This window comes from Achromobacter maghribensis, from assembly GCF_057334215.1.
This window is the reverse complement of sequence record NZ_JBHFII010000039.1, coordinates 18,636-33,480: the sequence shown is the minus strand read 5'-3', so window position 1 is coordinate 33,480 and position 14,845 is coordinate 18,636. Positions and strand designations below refer to the sequence as shown.

The 14,845-nt window shown below is 65.1% G+C and carries 11 protein-coding genes; 10 read left to right on the top strand and 1 reads right to left on the bottom strand.

Going from position 1 to position 14,845, the window contains the following annotated elements:
* Positions 1–32 precede the first annotated feature (32 nt).
* From ACE039_RS15750 to ACE039_RS15710, 9 genes are all read left to right on the top strand, one after another.
* Positions 33–3,269 (top strand): multidrug efflux RND transporter permease subunit, encoded by a 3,237-nt coding sequence (locus tag ACE039_RS15750; RefSeq protein ID WP_485822774.1) that lies wholly within the window; start codon positions 33–35, stop codon positions 3,267–3,269.
* Complete coding sequence (locus ACE039_RS15745) at positions 3,266–4,783, top strand: efflux transporter outer membrane subunit (RefSeq protein ID WP_105556523.1); 1,518 nt, start codon at positions 3,266–3,268, stop codon at positions 4,781–4,783. Before ACE039_RS15750 ends, ACE039_RS15745 begins: the two co-directional genes overlap by 4 nt.
* Positions 4,780–5,520 (top strand): pyridoxine 5'-phosphate synthase, encoded by a 741-nt coding sequence (locus tag ACE039_RS15740; RefSeq protein WP_485811727.1) that lies wholly within the window; start codon positions 4,780–4,782, stop codon positions 5,518–5,520. The genes ACE039_RS15745 and ACE039_RS15740 overlap by 4 nt, the downstream gene beginning before the upstream one ends.
* Before the next feature lie 24 nt (positions 5,521–5,544).
* Positions 5,545–5,976: a holo-ACP synthase gene (acpS, locus tag ACE039_RS15735; protein WP_448708267.1), complete on the top strand. Its 432-nt coding sequence runs from the start codon at positions 5,545–5,547 to the stop codon at positions 5,974–5,976.
* 65 nt (positions 5,977–6,041) lie between these two features.
* Entirely contained in the window at positions 6,042–7,100 is a 1,059-nt protein-coding gene (gene nagZ, locus ACE039_RS15730; RefSeq protein WP_448708265.1) for a beta-N-acetylhexosaminidase, read from the top strand.
* Positions 7,063–8,892, top strand: a complete 1,830-nt coding sequence (uvrC, locus tag ACE039_RS15725) for an excinuclease ABC subunit UvrC (RefSeq protein ID WP_105556519.1) — start codon at positions 7,063–7,065, stop codon at positions 8,890–8,892. The genes nagZ and uvrC overlap by 38 nt, the downstream gene beginning before the upstream one ends.
* 103 nt (positions 8,893–8,995) lie before the next feature.
* A complete protein-coding gene (pgsA, locus tag ACE039_RS15720) occupies positions 8,996–9,568 on the top strand; it encodes a CDP-diacylglycerol--glycerol-3-phosphate 3-phosphatidyltransferase (RefSeq protein WP_006225674.1) in 573 nt (190 codons plus the stop codon).
* 211 nt (positions 9,569–9,779) lie between these two features.
* Positions 9,780–11,078, top strand: coding sequence for an MFS transporter (locus ACE039_RS15715; RefSeq protein ID WP_448708264.1), 1,299 nt, complete (start codon positions 9,780–9,782; stop codon positions 11,076–11,078).
* Between the two features lie 151 nt (positions 11,079–11,229).
* Positions 11,230–12,234, top strand: coding sequence for a cytochrome-c peroxidase (locus ACE039_RS15710; protein ID WP_448708263.1), 1,005 nt, complete (start codon positions 11,230–11,232; stop codon positions 12,232–12,234).
* A 16-nt stretch (positions 12,235–12,250) separates the two neighbouring features.
* Here ACE039_RS15710 and queF read toward each other — a convergent pair whose 3' ends face one another.
* Entirely contained in the window at positions 12,251–13,075 is an 825-nt protein-coding gene (gene queF / locus ACE039_RS15705; protein WP_485822773.1) for an NADPH-dependent 7-cyano-7-deazaguanine reductase QueF, read from the bottom strand.
* Positions 13,076–13,396: 321 nt separating this feature from the next.
* Here queF and aceA point away from each other — a divergent pair, with 321 nt between their 5' ends.
* Complete coding sequence (gene aceA / locus ACE039_RS15700) at positions 13,397–14,716, top strand: isocitrate lyase (RefSeq protein WP_485822772.1); 1,320 nt, start codon at positions 13,397–13,399, stop codon at positions 14,714–14,716.
* Positions 14,717–14,845: the final 129 nt, after the last annotated feature.

Below are 14,845 nucleotides of genomic sequence, written 5' to 3'. Positions count from 1 at the left end.
TTTGGTGAGCATCGCTTTCAGAGTCAGCCCACATGCCGCAATTTTTTATTGATAGACCGATTTTCGCCTGGGTAGTCGCCCTGTTCATCCTGCTGGCCGGGGTGCTTGCGATCCCGAACATGCCGATCTCGCAGTACCCGGACGTGGCGCCGCCCGCGATCACGATCACGGCTACCTACCCCGGCGCCTCGGCCAACGAAGTGGCCGAGCAGGTCACCAGTATCATCGAGGACCAGCTGAACGGCGCCAAGGGCCTGATCTACTACGAGTCGGTCAGCGATTCCTACGGCACCTCGACCATCACCGCGACCTTCGCGCCCGGGACCAACCCGGACCTTGCGCAGGTGGACGTGCAGAACCGAGTGTCCAACGTGGTTGCGCAGTTGCCCACCGCCGTGCAGCAGCAGGGCCTGCAATATGAGCAGACCAGTACCGGCTTCCTGATGGTGGCGGCGGTGTCGTCCACCGACGGGTCGCTGGACCAGACCGCGCTGGCCGACTACATCACCCGCAACGTCAAGAACCCGGTGTCGCGCGTGCCCGGCGTGGGCCAGTTCCAGCTGTTCGCCGCGCCGCGCGCCATGCGCATCTGGGTGGATCCCGCCAAGCTGGTGGGCTTCAACCTGAGCATGTCGGAGGTCAACCAGGCGATCGCCAACCAGAACGTGGTGATCTCGGGCGGCAGCGTCGGCGCGCCTCCCAATCCGGATTCGCAGCGCATCACCGCCACGGTCACGGCCAACGGCCAACTGAGCACGGTCGAGGGCTTCGGCAAGATCGTCCTGCGGGCCAACACCGACGGTTCCTCTGTAATGCTGCGCGACGTGGCCCGCATCGAGGTCGGCGCCGACAACTACCAGTTCGGCGCCCGCCTGAACGGCAAGCCGACGGCGGCTTTCGCCATCGTGCTGTCGCCGAACGCAAACGCGCTGGCCACCGCGCAGGGCGTGCGTGACCAGATGGAGGAGTTGTCCAAGTACTTCCCCGGCAACATCACGTACTCCATCCCCTACGACACCGCGCCCTACGTGAAGGTGTCCATCGAGCAGGTGTTGCATACCCTGGTCGAAGCCATGGTGCTGGTGTTCCTGGTGATGTATCTGTTCCTGCAGAACGTCCGCTATACCCTGATCCCGGCGCTGGTGGTGCCGGTGGCCATGCTGGGGGCGTTCGCGGTGATGCTGGCGCTAGGCTTCTCGATCAACGTGCTGACCATGTTCGCGATGGTGCTCGCCATCGGGATCCTGGTGGACGACGCCATCGTGGTGGTGGAGAACGTCGAGCGGATCATGTCTACGGAAGGCCTGCCACCCAAAGAGGCCACCAAGAAAGCCATGCCGCAGATCAGCGGCGCCATCATCGGCATCACGCTGGTGCTGGTGACGGTGTTCCTGCCCCTGGCCTTCATGAGCGGGTCGGTGGGGGTGATCTATCGCCAGTTCTCGATCGCGATGGCGGTGTCCATCTTCTTCTCCGCGCTGCTGGCGCTGACCTTCACCCCGGCACTGTGCGCCACCATCCTCAAGCCGGTGGCCAAGGGACACCACGAGGACAAGAAGGGTTTCTTCGGCTGGTTCAACCGCAAGTTCGACGCCACCACCCACGGCTACCAGAACTGGGTGTCCCGCATGCTGCACAAGGGCGGCCGCATGATGCTGGCCTTCCTGGTGCTGGTCTTGCTGCTGGGCTGGCTGTACCTGCGCCTGCCGTCGTCGTTCCTGCCCGAGGAAGACCAGGGCTACGTGGTCAGCAACATCGAGCTGCCCACCGGCGCTACCGCCAACCGCACGGTCGAGGTCATCGAGCAGGTCGAGAAATACTTCTCCGGCGTGCCGGCGGTCGAGAACATCATCGCCGTGCAGGGCTACAGCTTCAACGGCAACGGCCTGAACGCCGCTATCGCCTTCGTCACGCTGAAGGACTTCAGCGAACGCAAGGACCACAAGGACTCCGCGGGCGCGATCGCCTTCCAGGCCTTCGAGAAGCAGCTGATGGGCATCCATGACGCACAGGTGTTCACCCTGGTGCCGCCCGCCATTTCGTCTTTGGGCAACGCCACCGGCTTCGACTTCCGCCTGCAGGATCGCGGCTCTGCGGGTTCCGCCGGCCTGGCGGCGGCCACCGGGCAGCTGATGGGCCTGGTCATGAAGAGCCCGGTGCTGTCGCAAGTGCGGATCACCGGCCTTGCGCCGGGCGCCCAGCTCAGCCTGACGATCGACCGCGACAAGGCGGCTGCGTTGGGCGTGGACTTCAACGAGGCTGCCTCGCTGATTTCCACGGCTGTCGGTTCCGCCTACCTGAGCAAGTTCCCCAACCTGGGCCGGATGCAGAACATCTGGGTGCAGGCCGATGCGCCGTACCGCATGCAGCTCAATGACGTGCTGCAGCTGAATGCGCGCAACAACCAGGGCGGGATGGTGCCGCTGTCCACCTTCGTCAAGGCCGAATGGAAGCAGGGCCCGGTGCAGGTGGTGCGCTACAACAGCTACGAATCCATGCGTATCAGCGGCGATGCCGCGCCGGGCTACACCACCGGCGAGGCAATGGCCGAGATGGAACGCCTGGTCGGGCAACTGCCGCAGGGCTTCGGCTACGAATGGAACGGCCTGTCCTATCAGGAACGCCAGGCCGGCAACCAGGCCCCCATCCTGATGGGCCTGTCGCTGCTGGTGGTGTTCCTGGTGCTGGCCGCCCTGTATGAAAGCTGGGCCATCCCGATCTCGGTGATGCTGGTGGTGCCCCTGGGCATGCTGGGCGCCGTGGCGCTGATCAGCGCGCTGGGCATGTCCAACGACGTGTACTTCCAGGTGGGCATGGTGACGGTGATCGGGCTGGCGGCCAAAAACGCCATCCTGATCGTGGAATTCGCCAAGGACCAGTACGCCAGGGGCATGGGTCTCTACGAGTCCGCGGTGGAAGCCGCGCGCTTGCGGTTCCGGCCGATTCTGATGACGTCGCTGGCCTTTATCCTGGGCGTGGTGCCGCTGGCGATGGCCACGGGCGCCGGCGCAGCCAGTCAGCGCGCGGTGGGTTTGGGCGTGCTGGGCGGCATGTTGGCCGCCACGCCGTTCGCCGTGATTTTCGTGCCGACGTTCTTCGTCGTGGTGCTGGGCCTGTTCAAGACTCGTGCGCGCCTGCGGGGCGCGGAACTGCGCGTCTGGGAAGAAGAGCAGGCGGCCAAGAAGGCTGCTGGCGAACCGGCGTCCGGCGCGTCTGGCGCACCCGACACTCCTGCACAACCCAACGGTGGCCCGGAGGGCAAGGTATGAAAGCCCTGATGTTCAAACAGACCGCCATGTCCGCCTTTGTGGCGGTGGCGTTGGCCGGCTGCTCGCTGGCTCCTGACTACAAGCGTCCCGACGCGCCGGTGACGGGCGCCTGGCCCGACCAGCCCAAGGTCCAGTACGGCGGTTACGCCAATCCCACGTCGTTGGGCTCGCAGCCCTCGTCGGCGGTGATGCCGCAGGAAGGCACGCCCGCCGCCGACCTGGGCTGGCGCGAATTCTTCCGCGATCCGCGCCTGCAAAGCCTGATCTCGCTGTCGCTCGTCAACAACCGCGACCTGCGCGTGGCCGTGCAGCGCGTCGAAGAAGCGCGCGCCCAGTACGGCGTGCAGCGCGGCGCGCAGTGGCCCAGCATCGGCGCCGGCATCCAGGGCCAGCGCCAGCACCTGCCGGGCAACATGCGCGCGGGCGGCCCCGATTCCAGCTCGATCAGCAGTTCCTACCAGGCCGGTATCGGCCTGACCACGTTCGAGATCGACTTGTTCGGCCGGCTGCGCAACCTGTCCGAGGCGGCGTACCAGCAATACCTGTCGACCGAGCAGGCGCAGAAAAGCGTGCAGATCACGCTGGTGGGTTCGGTGGCGCAGTCGTACTTCAACCTGCGCGCCGCTGAAGTCCAATTGGAGCTGACGCAGCGCACGCTGGCCTCGCGCCAGGAATCGTACAACCTGGTCAAGCGCCGTTTCGACGGCGGCGTGGCGTCCGAGCTGGACCTGAACCAGTCCAAGACCTTGCTGGATACGGCATCGTCCGACCTGGCGCAACTGGCCCGTGCCCGCGCGCAAGCGCTGAACGCGCTGGTGCTGCTGGTGGGCGCCCCGTTGCCCGAAGACCTGCCGGCGCCGGCGACCTTCGGCCGGGACCAGTTGCTGGCCACCGTGCCGTCGGGCCTGCCGTCCGACTTGCTGGAGCGCCGTCCCGACATCGTCGCGGCCGAGAACCAGCTGAAGGCAGCCAACGCCAATATCGGCGCGGCGCGCGCGGCGTTCTTCCCGACCATTTCGCTGACCGGCCTGCTGGGCGTGGCCAGCCCGTCGCTGGGCGACCTGTTCAAGGGCGGGCAGGGCTACTGGAGCTTCTCGCCGTCGATCACGACGCCGCTGTTCGCCGGCGGCAGCATCCGCGAAGGGCTGAACCTGGCAAAAGCGCGCGACAACATCGCCGTGGCGCAGTACGAGCAGTCCATCCAGCAGGCGTTCCGCGAAGTGTCGGACGCGCTGGCCGGCGAAGCCACGTATGGCGCGCAGCTTGACGCCCAGCGCGCGTTGCAGGATTCGTCCGCGCGCACGCTGGAACTGTCGAACCTGCGCTATACCAATGGCATCGACAGTTATCTGCAGGTGCAGACCGCGCAGGTGGACTTCTTCAATGCCCAGCTTTCGCTGGTGCAAACTGGCTTGGCCGCGCTGATCAACCGCGTGGAGCTCTACAAGGCGTTGGGCGGCGGCTGGGAAGAAACCACGAAAGAACCGACCAAAGTCACGACGACCGTCCAATGATAGAACTTGGTGTAAACATCGATCACGTTGCCACGTTGCGGCAACAGCGCCATACGGCGTATCCGGACCCGGTGGCCGCCGCGTTGCGCGCGGAGGACGCCGGGGCCGATCTGATTACCCTGCATCTGCGTGAAGACCGGCGCCACATCCAGGACGCGGATGTCTATGCCATCCGCCCGCTGTTGCGCACGCGCATGAACCTGGAATGCGCGATCACCGCTGAAATGCTGGAGATCGCCTGCGCGGTCAAGCCCAGCGATGTCTGTCTGGTGCCTGAAAAGCGCACCGAACTCACGACCGAAGGCGGGCTGGAAGTCGCCGGTGCGATGGGGCCGGTGTCGGACGCCGTGGGGTTGCTAGCCGAAGCCGGCATCCGCGTGTCGCTGTTCATCGATCCGGACCCGGCGCAGATCGCCGCGGCGGCCAAGGCCGGCGCGACGGTGATTGAATTGCATACGGGCGCCTATGCCGAAGCCGACGGCGACGCCGCCCAGGCGGAACTGCAACGTATCCGTTTGGCCGTCACCGAAGGCCTGCGCCATGGCCTGCGCGTGAATGCGGGGCATGGCCTGCACGTTGGCAACGTGGCGTCGGTGGCCGCCATCGACGGCATTTCTGAACTCAACATCGGCCACGCCATCGTGGCGCAAGCCGTGTTCGATGGCTGGGAAAAGGCGGTGCGCGACATGAAGGCGCTGATGGTGCAGGCCCGCCTGCAAGCGCTGCGCGGCCGGTGATGATGCCGGTGGGGCAAGAAATCCATGTCTGACACCTCCAAGACTCCCCCGTCCGCCGGCGCCATCGCGGGCATCGGCATGGACCTGCTGCGCATCGACCGCATCGAGCGCGCCCTGGAGCGCCACGGCGACCGCTTTGCAGAAAAGATCCTGGGTGTGGAAGAATTGCAGAAGTTCCATGCGCGCCGGGCGCGCGATCCGGTGCGTGGCGTGCGTTTTCTGGCCACCCGCTTTGCCGCCAAGGAAGCGTTCTCCAAAGCGATCGGCCTGGGCATGCGCATGCCGATGACGTGGCGTCGCGTCCAGACCCTGAATGCCCCGGGTGGGCGACCGGTGCTGGTGATCGCGCCCGAGCTGCTGGACTGGTACAGCCAGCGCTTTGGCGCCGCGCATGTTTCCATCACCGACGAATCCGACATGGCCGCCGCGTACGTGGTGGTCGAACGCAAGCCCTGAGCACGGGCCCCGGCTGAGGGGCCCCCGGCCCAGGCTTGCCTGACTTAGATACAAGGACAGCCCCCATGGCCAAGAAAAAATCCAAGGCGGTCCTGCCCCCCGGCCCCGTGATGGTCGATGTGGCGGGATACGCGCTGACCAAGGAAGAGAAGGTTCGCCTGCGCCATCCGCTGGTGGGCGGCGTGATTCTCTTCGCCCGCAATTTTGAAAACCGCAAGCAGCTGACCAAGCTGACGCGCCAGATCCACAAGGCCCGCAAAGCGCCGTTGCTGATCCTGGTGGACCACGAAGGCGGCCGGGTCCAGCGCTTCCGCGAAGACGGTTTCACCGCCTTGCCCGCCATGCGGGACCTGGGCACGCTATGGGACCGCGACCCGCTGCAGGCCATGCGCCTGGCGACCGAGGCCGGCTATGTGCTGGCCGCCGAGCTGCGCGCCTGCGGCGTGGACATGAGCTTCACGCCCGTGCTGGACCTGGATTACGGCGTCAGCAAGGTGATCGGCAATCGTGCTTTCCACACGGATCCCCGCGTCGTGGCGATGCTGTCGCGCGCGCTGGTCCAGGGGCTGGCCCTGGCCGGCATGTCGGCCTGCGGCAAGCACTTCCCGGGCCATGGTTTCGTGGGCGCGGATTCCCACCACGAGATCCCCGTGGACCCGCGCGGACTGGACGAGATCCTCAAGGACGACGCTGCGCCGTACGCCTGGTTGGGCGATGCCGTGCTGCCGTCCGTGATGCCTGCGCACGTGATCTACCCCAAGGTCGACAAGCATCCGGCCGGTTTTTCCAAGCGGTGGGTGCAGGACATCCTGCGCAAGCGCCTGGGCTATGACGGCGTGGTGTTCTCGGACGACCTGACGATGGAAGGCGCGTCGGTGGCCGGCGACATCCTGGATCGGGCCAACGCCGCGTTGCGCGCCGGCTGCGACATGGTGCTGGTATGCAATCGGCCGGATCTAGCCGACGAATTGCTGTCGCGCCTGAAGTTCGACCACGCGCCCGAATCGGTCGAACGCATCCGCCGCCTGATGCCGCGTTTCGATGCGCCCGACTGGGATACCCTGCAAGCAGAACGCCGTTATCAGAATGCCCGACGACTTCAATCTCAAATCGTTCCTGGCTGACCTGCCACATCTTCCGGGTGTCTACCGACACCTGGATGCGGCGGGTGAAGTCATGTATGTCGGCAAGGCGCGCGACCTGAAGAAGCGCGTCTCGTCGTATTTCCAGAAGAACCTCGCCAGCCCCCGCATCGCCCAGATGGTGTCGAAGGTGGCCCGGCTGGAGGTCACGGTCACGCGTTCGGAAGCCGAAGCGCTGATCCTGGAAAACAACCTCATCAAGAGCCTGAAGCCGCGCTACAACATCCTGTTTCGCGACGACAAGTCTTATCCCTATCTGCTGATCACGGGCCATGAATGGCCGCGCATCGCCTACTACCGTGGCGCGACGAACAAGCGGGGCCAGTATTTCGGGCCGTTTCCCAATGCGTGGGCCGTGCGCGAGACCATCCAGATCCTGCAAAAGGTCTTCCGCCTGCGTACCTGTGAAGACACGGTGTTCGCCAATCGCTCGCGGCCCTGTCTGCTGCATCAGATCGGGCGCTGTTCGGCGCCCTGCGTGGGCGCGATCGAAGCCTCGGAGTACGAACGCGACGTGCAACGCGCGGTGCGCTTCCTGAACGGCGAAGCCAAGGACGTGATGGGCGAGATCGAGGCCCGCATGCAGCAGGCGGCCGGCGAGCTGCGCTTCGAGGAAGCCGCGGCGCTGCGCGACCAGATGGGCTCGCTGGCGCGCGTGTTGCACCAGCAGACCATGGAGAACACCAGCGGCGAAGACACCGACATCATTGCGGTGGCCGTGGCCGGTGGCAAGGTCTGTGTGAACCTGGCGATGGTGCGCGGCGGCCGCCACTTGGGCGACAAGCCGTTCTTCCCCTCGCATGCGGAAGGCGAAGCCGCGCCCCAGGTCCTGGAGGCGTTCGTCGCCCAGCACTACACGGACAACGCCATGCCGCCCGTGCTGGTCGGTTCCCATGCCTTGCCCGACCCGGACCTGATCGGCCTGCTGGTCGAGCAGGCAGGCGGACGGCCATCCAGGATGCTTTCCCGTCCGCAGGGCGCCCGCCGCTCGTGGCTGGAGCAGGCCCTGAAAAACGCCGAGATGGCCCTGGCCCGGGCGCTGACCGAATCGGGCGCCCGCGCGGGCCGTACCCTGGCGCTGGCCGAAGCGCTGGACCTGGACACGGACGAAGCCGCCCTGGACGCGCTACGCATTGAGTGCTTCGACATCAGCCATACCGCCGGCGAAGCGACCCAGGCGTCCTGCGTGGTGTTCGAGCACCACGACATGCAGCCGTCGCTGTACCGCCGTTACAACATCGCGGGCATCACGCCGGGCGACGATTACGCCGCGATGCGCCAGGTGCTGACGCGCCGCTTCGCCAAGGTGGCGGATGGCGACGCGCAAATGCCCGGTCTGGTGCTGATCGACGGCGGCAAGGGCCAGGTGGAAGTCGCGCGCAAGGTGTTCGCTGAATTGGGCCTGGATATCCAGACGCTGGTGGGCGTCGCCAAGGGGGAAGGGCGCAAGGTCGGCCTGGAAACGCTGGTGTTCGCCGACGAACGGCCCCCGGTCGCCCTGGGGGGCGAGTCCGCCGCGCTGATGCTGATTGCCCAGGTGCGCGACGAGGCGCACCGTTTCGCCATTACCGGCATGCGTGCGCGGCGCGCCAAGACGCGCAATGTGTCGCGGCTGGAAGAGATCGAAGGCGTGGGCGCCCGGCGGCGCCAGCGGCTGCTGGCCCGGTTCGGCGGCTTTTCGGGGGTGGCTTCCGCCAGCATCGAAGACCTGGCGTCGGTGGACGGCATTTCCCAGGATCTGGCTGAACGCATCTATGAGGCCTTGCGTGGATAGTCGCAAAACCGGCCCATGTTCCGCGCTGGCGACGGACAGCGCGCGGCCGCCGCGGCGCGCCGATACAGCCAGCGTCATCCGGCTGATGTAGCATACGGACACTATGCCAATTAACGTTCCCATTATCCTGACATGGCTGCGCATCGCCATGATTCCGCTGGTGGTCGGGCTGTTCTACCTGCCCGAAAGCTGGATGTCGGTCCCCACCCGCGATACGTTCGCCGCATGGGCGTTCATCATTGCGGCGCTAACCGACTGGTTCGACGGATGGCTGGCCCGCCGCTGGAACCAGACCTCGGCGTTCGGCGCTTTCCTGGATCCGGTGGCCGACAAGCTGATGGTCTGCGCCGCGCTGATCGTCCTGCTGGACCTGAGCCGCGTCGATGCCTTCATTTCGCTGATCATCATTGGCCGTGAAATCACCATTTCGGCGTTGCGCGAATGGATGGCCAAGATCGGCGCCAGCGCCAGCGTGGCCGTGCACCGCCTGGGCAAGTTCAAGACGGCGGCCCAGATGGTGGCGATTCCCTGCCTGCTGTACAACCAACCGGTCTATGGCATCAGCACCAAGCTGCTGGGCGACGTGCTGATCATCGTCGCGGCGGTGCTGACGGTCTGGTCGATGCTGTACTACCTGCAGCGCGCCTGGCCCGCCATCCGCGAGAAGGCGCTGTAAGGCGTCTGGCGCTATTCTGATTGCCACACGGCGGCGCGGCTCGCGCAAGGCGGCCGCCGTGATAGTCCAAGAGCGATGGCCGGCATGATCCGGCCCGGCTTGACCGCCGCATTCGCCAAGAACACGACGTCCGGGCCTCCCGGACGTTGCCGGAGACAACCCGCGCACCGGCCACGGCGCGCGTTACTTGCCGCTGCCGCGGCCTTTTGCAATGAACACCGCTGCGAATACCTTGCCCTCGGACGCCGATATCCGCAGGCGTGACTGGAAGACCATTCTGCTGATCGGCGTTGCGCACGCCGCCTCGCACTTCTTCCAGCTGGTGCTGCCCTTGCTTAACGTGTCGCTCGCCAACGCATTCGGGCTGGATTTCGCCCGGGTCGGCGCGCTGGTGGCCACGTTCTATGTGGTCTCCGGTATTGGCCAGGCATCGTCGGGCTTCGTCGTCGATCGCATCGGCGCGCGCCCCGTGCTCTGGTTCGGCCTGGCGTGCTTCGTGCTCTCCGGCCTGCTGATCGGCTCGGCCAACGGCTACCCCATGTTGATGGCGGCGGCGATCGTGGGCGGCATTGGCAACTCGGTATTCCACCCGGCCGACTACTCCATCATCAACCATCGCATCACGGCCTCCCGCCTGGGCCACGCGTTTTCGGCGCACGGGCTGACGGGCAACCTGGGCTGGGCATTGACGCCGGTCTTCATGACTACGATCACCTTGCTGTCCGACTGGCGCGTAGCTGCGTATAGCGCCGCCGGCCTGGTGGCCGCCGTGCTGTTGCTGACGGTGTTGGGCCGCGATCTGCTTGGCGGCCCCACGGGTATGGAAGCGGATAACCCCGGCGATGTGAAGGCCGCCAAGCCTGCGGCCAAGCCCCAAGAAAGCGTGCTGACCACGTTGGCGACGCTGCTGTCCAAGCCGGCGCTGTGGGGCGCGTTCCTGTTTTTCGCCTGCACCTCCGTGGCGCTGTCCTCGGTGCAGAACTACACGATCCCCTTGCTGGATCAGTTGTACGGCCTGTCCGAAGTGCTGGCCAGCTCGGCGCTGTCGGGCTACATGGTGGCGTCGGCGGTGGGTATGGCGGCTGGCGGCTTCCTGGTGTCCGCCAACCCGCGCACCGAACGCACGGTGATGGTGGCGCTACTGCTGGCGGGCCTGACGCTCGTGGTGTTGGCGCTGGGTCTGGTGCCGGCTGCGCTGGCGGCGCCCGTGGTCGGGCTGGCCGGCTTCTGCTCGGGCGTGGCCGCGCCGTCGCGTGACATGCTCATCCGCCGCGTGACGCCGAAGGGCTCGACCGGATCCGTCTACGGCCTGGTGTATTCCGGCATGGACGTCGGGTCGGCGTTGGGGCCGCTGGCTTTCGGCCTGCTGCTTGACGCGGGGTTGCGCCAAGGCCCGTGGGTGGGCGCTGGCGTGGCATTCGCCGTGGCAGCCTTGCTGGCGCAATGGATCGCGGTGCAGGCGCGCCGCGCCGATCCCGCCATGGCGGGCAGTGTGGCCGCCCGGTCCTGATCGCCAGCTGATCCGCCTGTTGCGGCATATCAAACCGGCGTTGAGTCCGTCGAAAGGCTGCGGCGCGGGTTGATGCGCCGCAAGGTCGGGGCTTATCCCTCCCGATGTAATAACCATAAATAAATAGTGGTTATTCACCAGGAGAAAGCACATGAAAAAACAGAGTGCGGTGCTGGCGGCAGGCGTCGTCCTTGCGCTATGGGCCGGCCACGCCGCAGGGAACCCCAGGCAGGAACCGATCCAGCCCATCGAGGCCGCAGCGGTCAAGGACCCGGCCAAGGTGGAACTGGGCAAGAAGCTGTTCTTTGACCCGCGCCTGTCGCGCTCGGGCGCGATTTCCTGCAATTCCTGTCACAACCTGGGCATGGGCGGGTCCGACAACCTGAAGGCCTCCATCGGCCATAAGTGGCAGCAGGGTTCGATCAATTCCCCCACGGTGTTGAATTCCAGCCTGAACATCGCGCAGTTCTGGGATGGCCGCGCGAAGGACCTGCGCGAGCAGGCGGGTGGCCCCATCGCCAACCCGATGGAGATGGCGTCTTCGCACGAGCTGGCGTTGCAGGTGCTGAACTCTATCCCGGGCTACCGGGCGGAATTCAAGCAGGTTTTTGGCAAGGACGGCATCACGATCGACGAGGTGACGGGCGCGCTGGCCGCCTTTGAAGAAACGCTGGTGACGCCGAATGCGCGTTTCGACCAATGGCTGAAAGGCGACGACCGCGCGTTGACCGTGAAGGAATTGGCGGGCTACACGCTGTTCAAGAACAGCGGCTGCGTCGCTTGCCACAACGGCGTGGCCGTGGGCGGCAATTCGTTCCAGAAGATGGGGCTGATCGAACCCTACAAAACCGATAACAAGGCCGAAGGCCGGGCCGGGGTGACCGGCAAGGATGCCGACCGCTTCAACTTCAAGGTGCCGACGTTACGCAACGTGGCGCTGACCTATCCGTACTTCCATGACGGCGAGGCCGCGACGCTGACCCAAGCCGTGGACGTGATGGGCCGCCTGCAATTGGGCCGCAAGTTCACGCCGCAAGAGAATGCGGACATCGTCGCGTTCCTGAAGACGCTGACGGGCGATCAGCCGGTGATCCAGTATCCGGTGCTGCCGCCGTCCGAAGACGGCACGCCGAGGCCCGAGCCCTTCCCGAAGTAGGAAGGGCAGGGCGTCTTTACTGGCGGACGGTGCGCACGTCCGCCGGGGGCGCCGTTTCCACATTGCTGCGCCACGGGTTGATGTCCAGCCCGCCGCGCCGCGTGTAGCGCGCGTAGACGGTCAATTGCTCGGGGGCGCACGCCTGCATGATGTCGCTGAAGATGCGTTCGACGCAGTGTTCGTGGAATTCCGCGTGTTGGCGGAACGACACGACGTAGCGCAGCAGCGATTCGCGGTCGATCGGGGCGCCGCGGTAGCGGATCTGCACGCTGGCCCAATCGGGCTGGCCGGTGACCGGGCAATTCGATTTCAGCAGGCGCGACGCCAGCGTTTCTTCAACGATGTCGCCGGGCCGGGTGCGCAGCACCTCGGGCGCGGGCTCGTAGGTATCGATCTCGATATCCAGCTTGTCGATATAGACGCCGTCCATTTCGCCCATGCGCAGTTCGGAAAAGCGCTGCGGCAGGAAGAAGTCCAGACCCACGGGCGCGCCGGCGGCGGCGCTCAGATCACGTTCCAGGCGGCCCCGCAACGCGGCCGAATTGACCAGCCGCGTCTGGTTGAACGAGTTCAGGTACAGCTTGAACGATTTGGATTCGATGATGTTGGGGCTGTCTGCCGGCACCGAGAACGTGGCCATGGCCACGCGCGGCTTGCCTTTGGCATCCAGCCACGAGAGCTCGTAGGCGTTCCACAGGTCCACGCCCGTGAAGGGCAGGTTGCCGGCGGTGAGGTTCAGTGCCGCGCGGTTGTGGGAGCGCGCGATGGGGAAAAGCAGCGAAGGGTCGTATTGCGAGGCGTAGGCGACGCTTTGGCCCAACGGGCCGTGAGACAAGGTCATGGCGGAATCAAGGAATCAGCGGTAATGGAGGCATTGTAGGCGGTCAGAAAAGGGGCGTTTTTTCATATTGTGAAATGTAAGTCTCGTCATGTGAAAGTCCCTGCTGCTCTGCAACGAGCGCGCATTTCACAGATGGCGATATCGTTCCATAATGCGAAACGTCATTTATAAGTCGTTGATTTTATAGAAAAACATTTTTCATCTTCTATAAGACATAAGCCCGCATTGCTCCGCAGCAGAGGCATAGACTTTGTCCAACGATTCACGCAATGCAAGACGCGAATCTTTGAAGTCTTCCCATCACTGACCAGGAGCATCACCATGACCACTCGCGAAACCGAAATCCGCAATTTGCAGAAGGACTGGGCCGAGAATTCCCGCTGGCAGGGCATCAAGCGCGACTACAGCGCCGAGGATGTCATCCGCCTGCGCGGGTCGATCAGCGTGCAGCACACGCTGGCCCATCGCGGCGCCACCCGTCTGTGGGAACAACTGCATAGCGAGCCTTTCGTGAATTCGCTGGGCGCTCTGACCGGCAACCAGGCCATGCAGCAGGTCAAGGCCGGCCTGAAGGCGATCTACCTGTCGGGCTGGCAGGTTGCCGGCGACGCGAACCTGGCCGGTGAAATGTATCCCGACCAGTCGCTGTACCCCGCCAACTCGGTGCCGCAAGTGGTTCGCCGCATCAACAATTCGCTTGCCCGCTGCGACCAGATCCAGTGGATGGAAGGCAAGAACCCCGGCGACGAGGGCTACATCGACTATTTCGCCCCCATCGTGGCGGATGCTGAAGCCGGCTTCGGCGGCGTGTTGAATGCCTTTGAACTGATGAAGGCGATGATCGACGCTGGCGCGTCGGGCGTTCACTTTGAAGACCAGCTGGCATCGGTGAAGAAGTGCGGCCACATGGGCGGCAAGGTGCTGGTGCCGACCCGCGAGGCCGTGGCCAAGCTGGTGTCGGCCCGTCTGGCGGCGGACACGATGGGCACGCCCACGTTGCTGCTGGCCCGCACCGACGCGGATGCGGCGGACCTCGTGACCAGCGATGTGGACGACAACGACCGCCCGTTCATCACCGGCGAACGCACGGTTGAAGGCTTCTTCCGCACCAAGGCCGGCATCGACCAGGCGATTTCGCGTGGCCTGGCCTACGCGCCTTACGCCGATTTGATCTGGTGCGAGACGTCTACGCCCAACCTGGAATACGCCCGCAAGTTCGCGGACGCCATCCATCGCCAATTCCCCGGCAAGCTGCTGGCGTACAACTGCTCGCCGTCGTTCAACTGGAAGAAGAACCTGGACGACGGCACGATCGCCAAGTTCCAGCGCGAGCTGGGCGCCATGGGCTACAAGTTCCAGTTCATCACGCTGGCCGGCTTCCATTCACTGAACTACGGCATGTTCGAGCTGGCCCATGGCTATGCCCGCCGCCAGATGAGCGCGTTCGTGGAACTGCAGCAAAAGGAATTCGCCGCTGCCGAAATGGGCTTCACTGCCGTGAAGCACCAGCGCGAAGTGGGCACCGGCTACTTCGACGCGGTCACGCAGACGATCGAAGGCGGCCAGTCGTCGACGACCGCGCTGACCGGCTCGACGGAAGAGGCCCAGTTCGAACACGGCAAGGCACAGAAGGTGGCCTGATCGCCTGTAGGGATTTTCGCAGTTGAAGTTGAAGTTGAAGTTGCAGTTGTAGGTGCTGTTGTAGGGTGGATTCAGGGTGCCTTCGGGCACCCTTTTTTTTACATTCCACCCCGGGGCCGCGTGCTAGGC

Bases quoted from the DNA above. Each gene is read 5' to 3' on its own strand.
- ACE039_RS15750 (WP_485822774.1), top strand. From the start codon at position 33: ATGCCGCAATTTTTTATTGATAGACCGATTTTCGCCTGGGTAGTCGCC.
- ACE039_RS15745 (WP_105556523.1), top strand. From the start codon at position 3,266: ATGAAAGCCCTGATGTTCAAACAGACCGCCATGTCCGCCTTTGTGGCG.
- ACE039_RS15740 (WP_485811727.1), top strand. From the start codon at position 4,780: ATGATAGAACTTGGTGTAAACATCGATCACGTTGCCACGTTGCGGCAA.
- acpS (WP_448708267.1), top strand. From the start codon at position 5,545: ATGTCTGACACCTCCAAGACTCCCCCGTCCGCCGGCGCCATCGCGGGC.
- nagZ (WP_448708265.1), top strand. From the start codon at position 6,042: ATGGCCAAGAAAAAATCCAAGGCGGTCCTGCCCCCCGGCCCCGTGATG.
- uvrC (WP_105556519.1), top strand. From the start codon at position 7,063: ATGCCCGACGACTTCAATCTCAAATCGTTCCTGGCTGACCTGCCACAT.
- pgsA (WP_006225674.1), top strand. From the start codon at position 8,996: ATGCCAATTAACGTTCCCATTATCCTGACATGGCTGCGCATCGCCATG.
- ACE039_RS15715 (WP_448708264.1), top strand. From the start codon at position 9,780: ATGAACACCGCTGCGAATACCTTGCCCTCGGACGCCGATATCCGCAGG.
- ACE039_RS15710 (WP_448708263.1), top strand. From the start codon at position 11,230: ATGAAAAAACAGAGTGCGGTGCTGGCGGCAGGCGTCGTCCTTGCGCTA.
- queF (WP_485822773.1), bottom strand. From the start codon at position 13,075: ATGACCTTGTCTCACGGCCCGTTGGGCCAAAGCGTCGCCTACGCCTCG.
- aceA (WP_485822772.1), top strand. From the start codon at position 13,397: ATGACCACTCGCGAAACCGAAATCCGCAATTTGCAGAAGGACTGGGCC.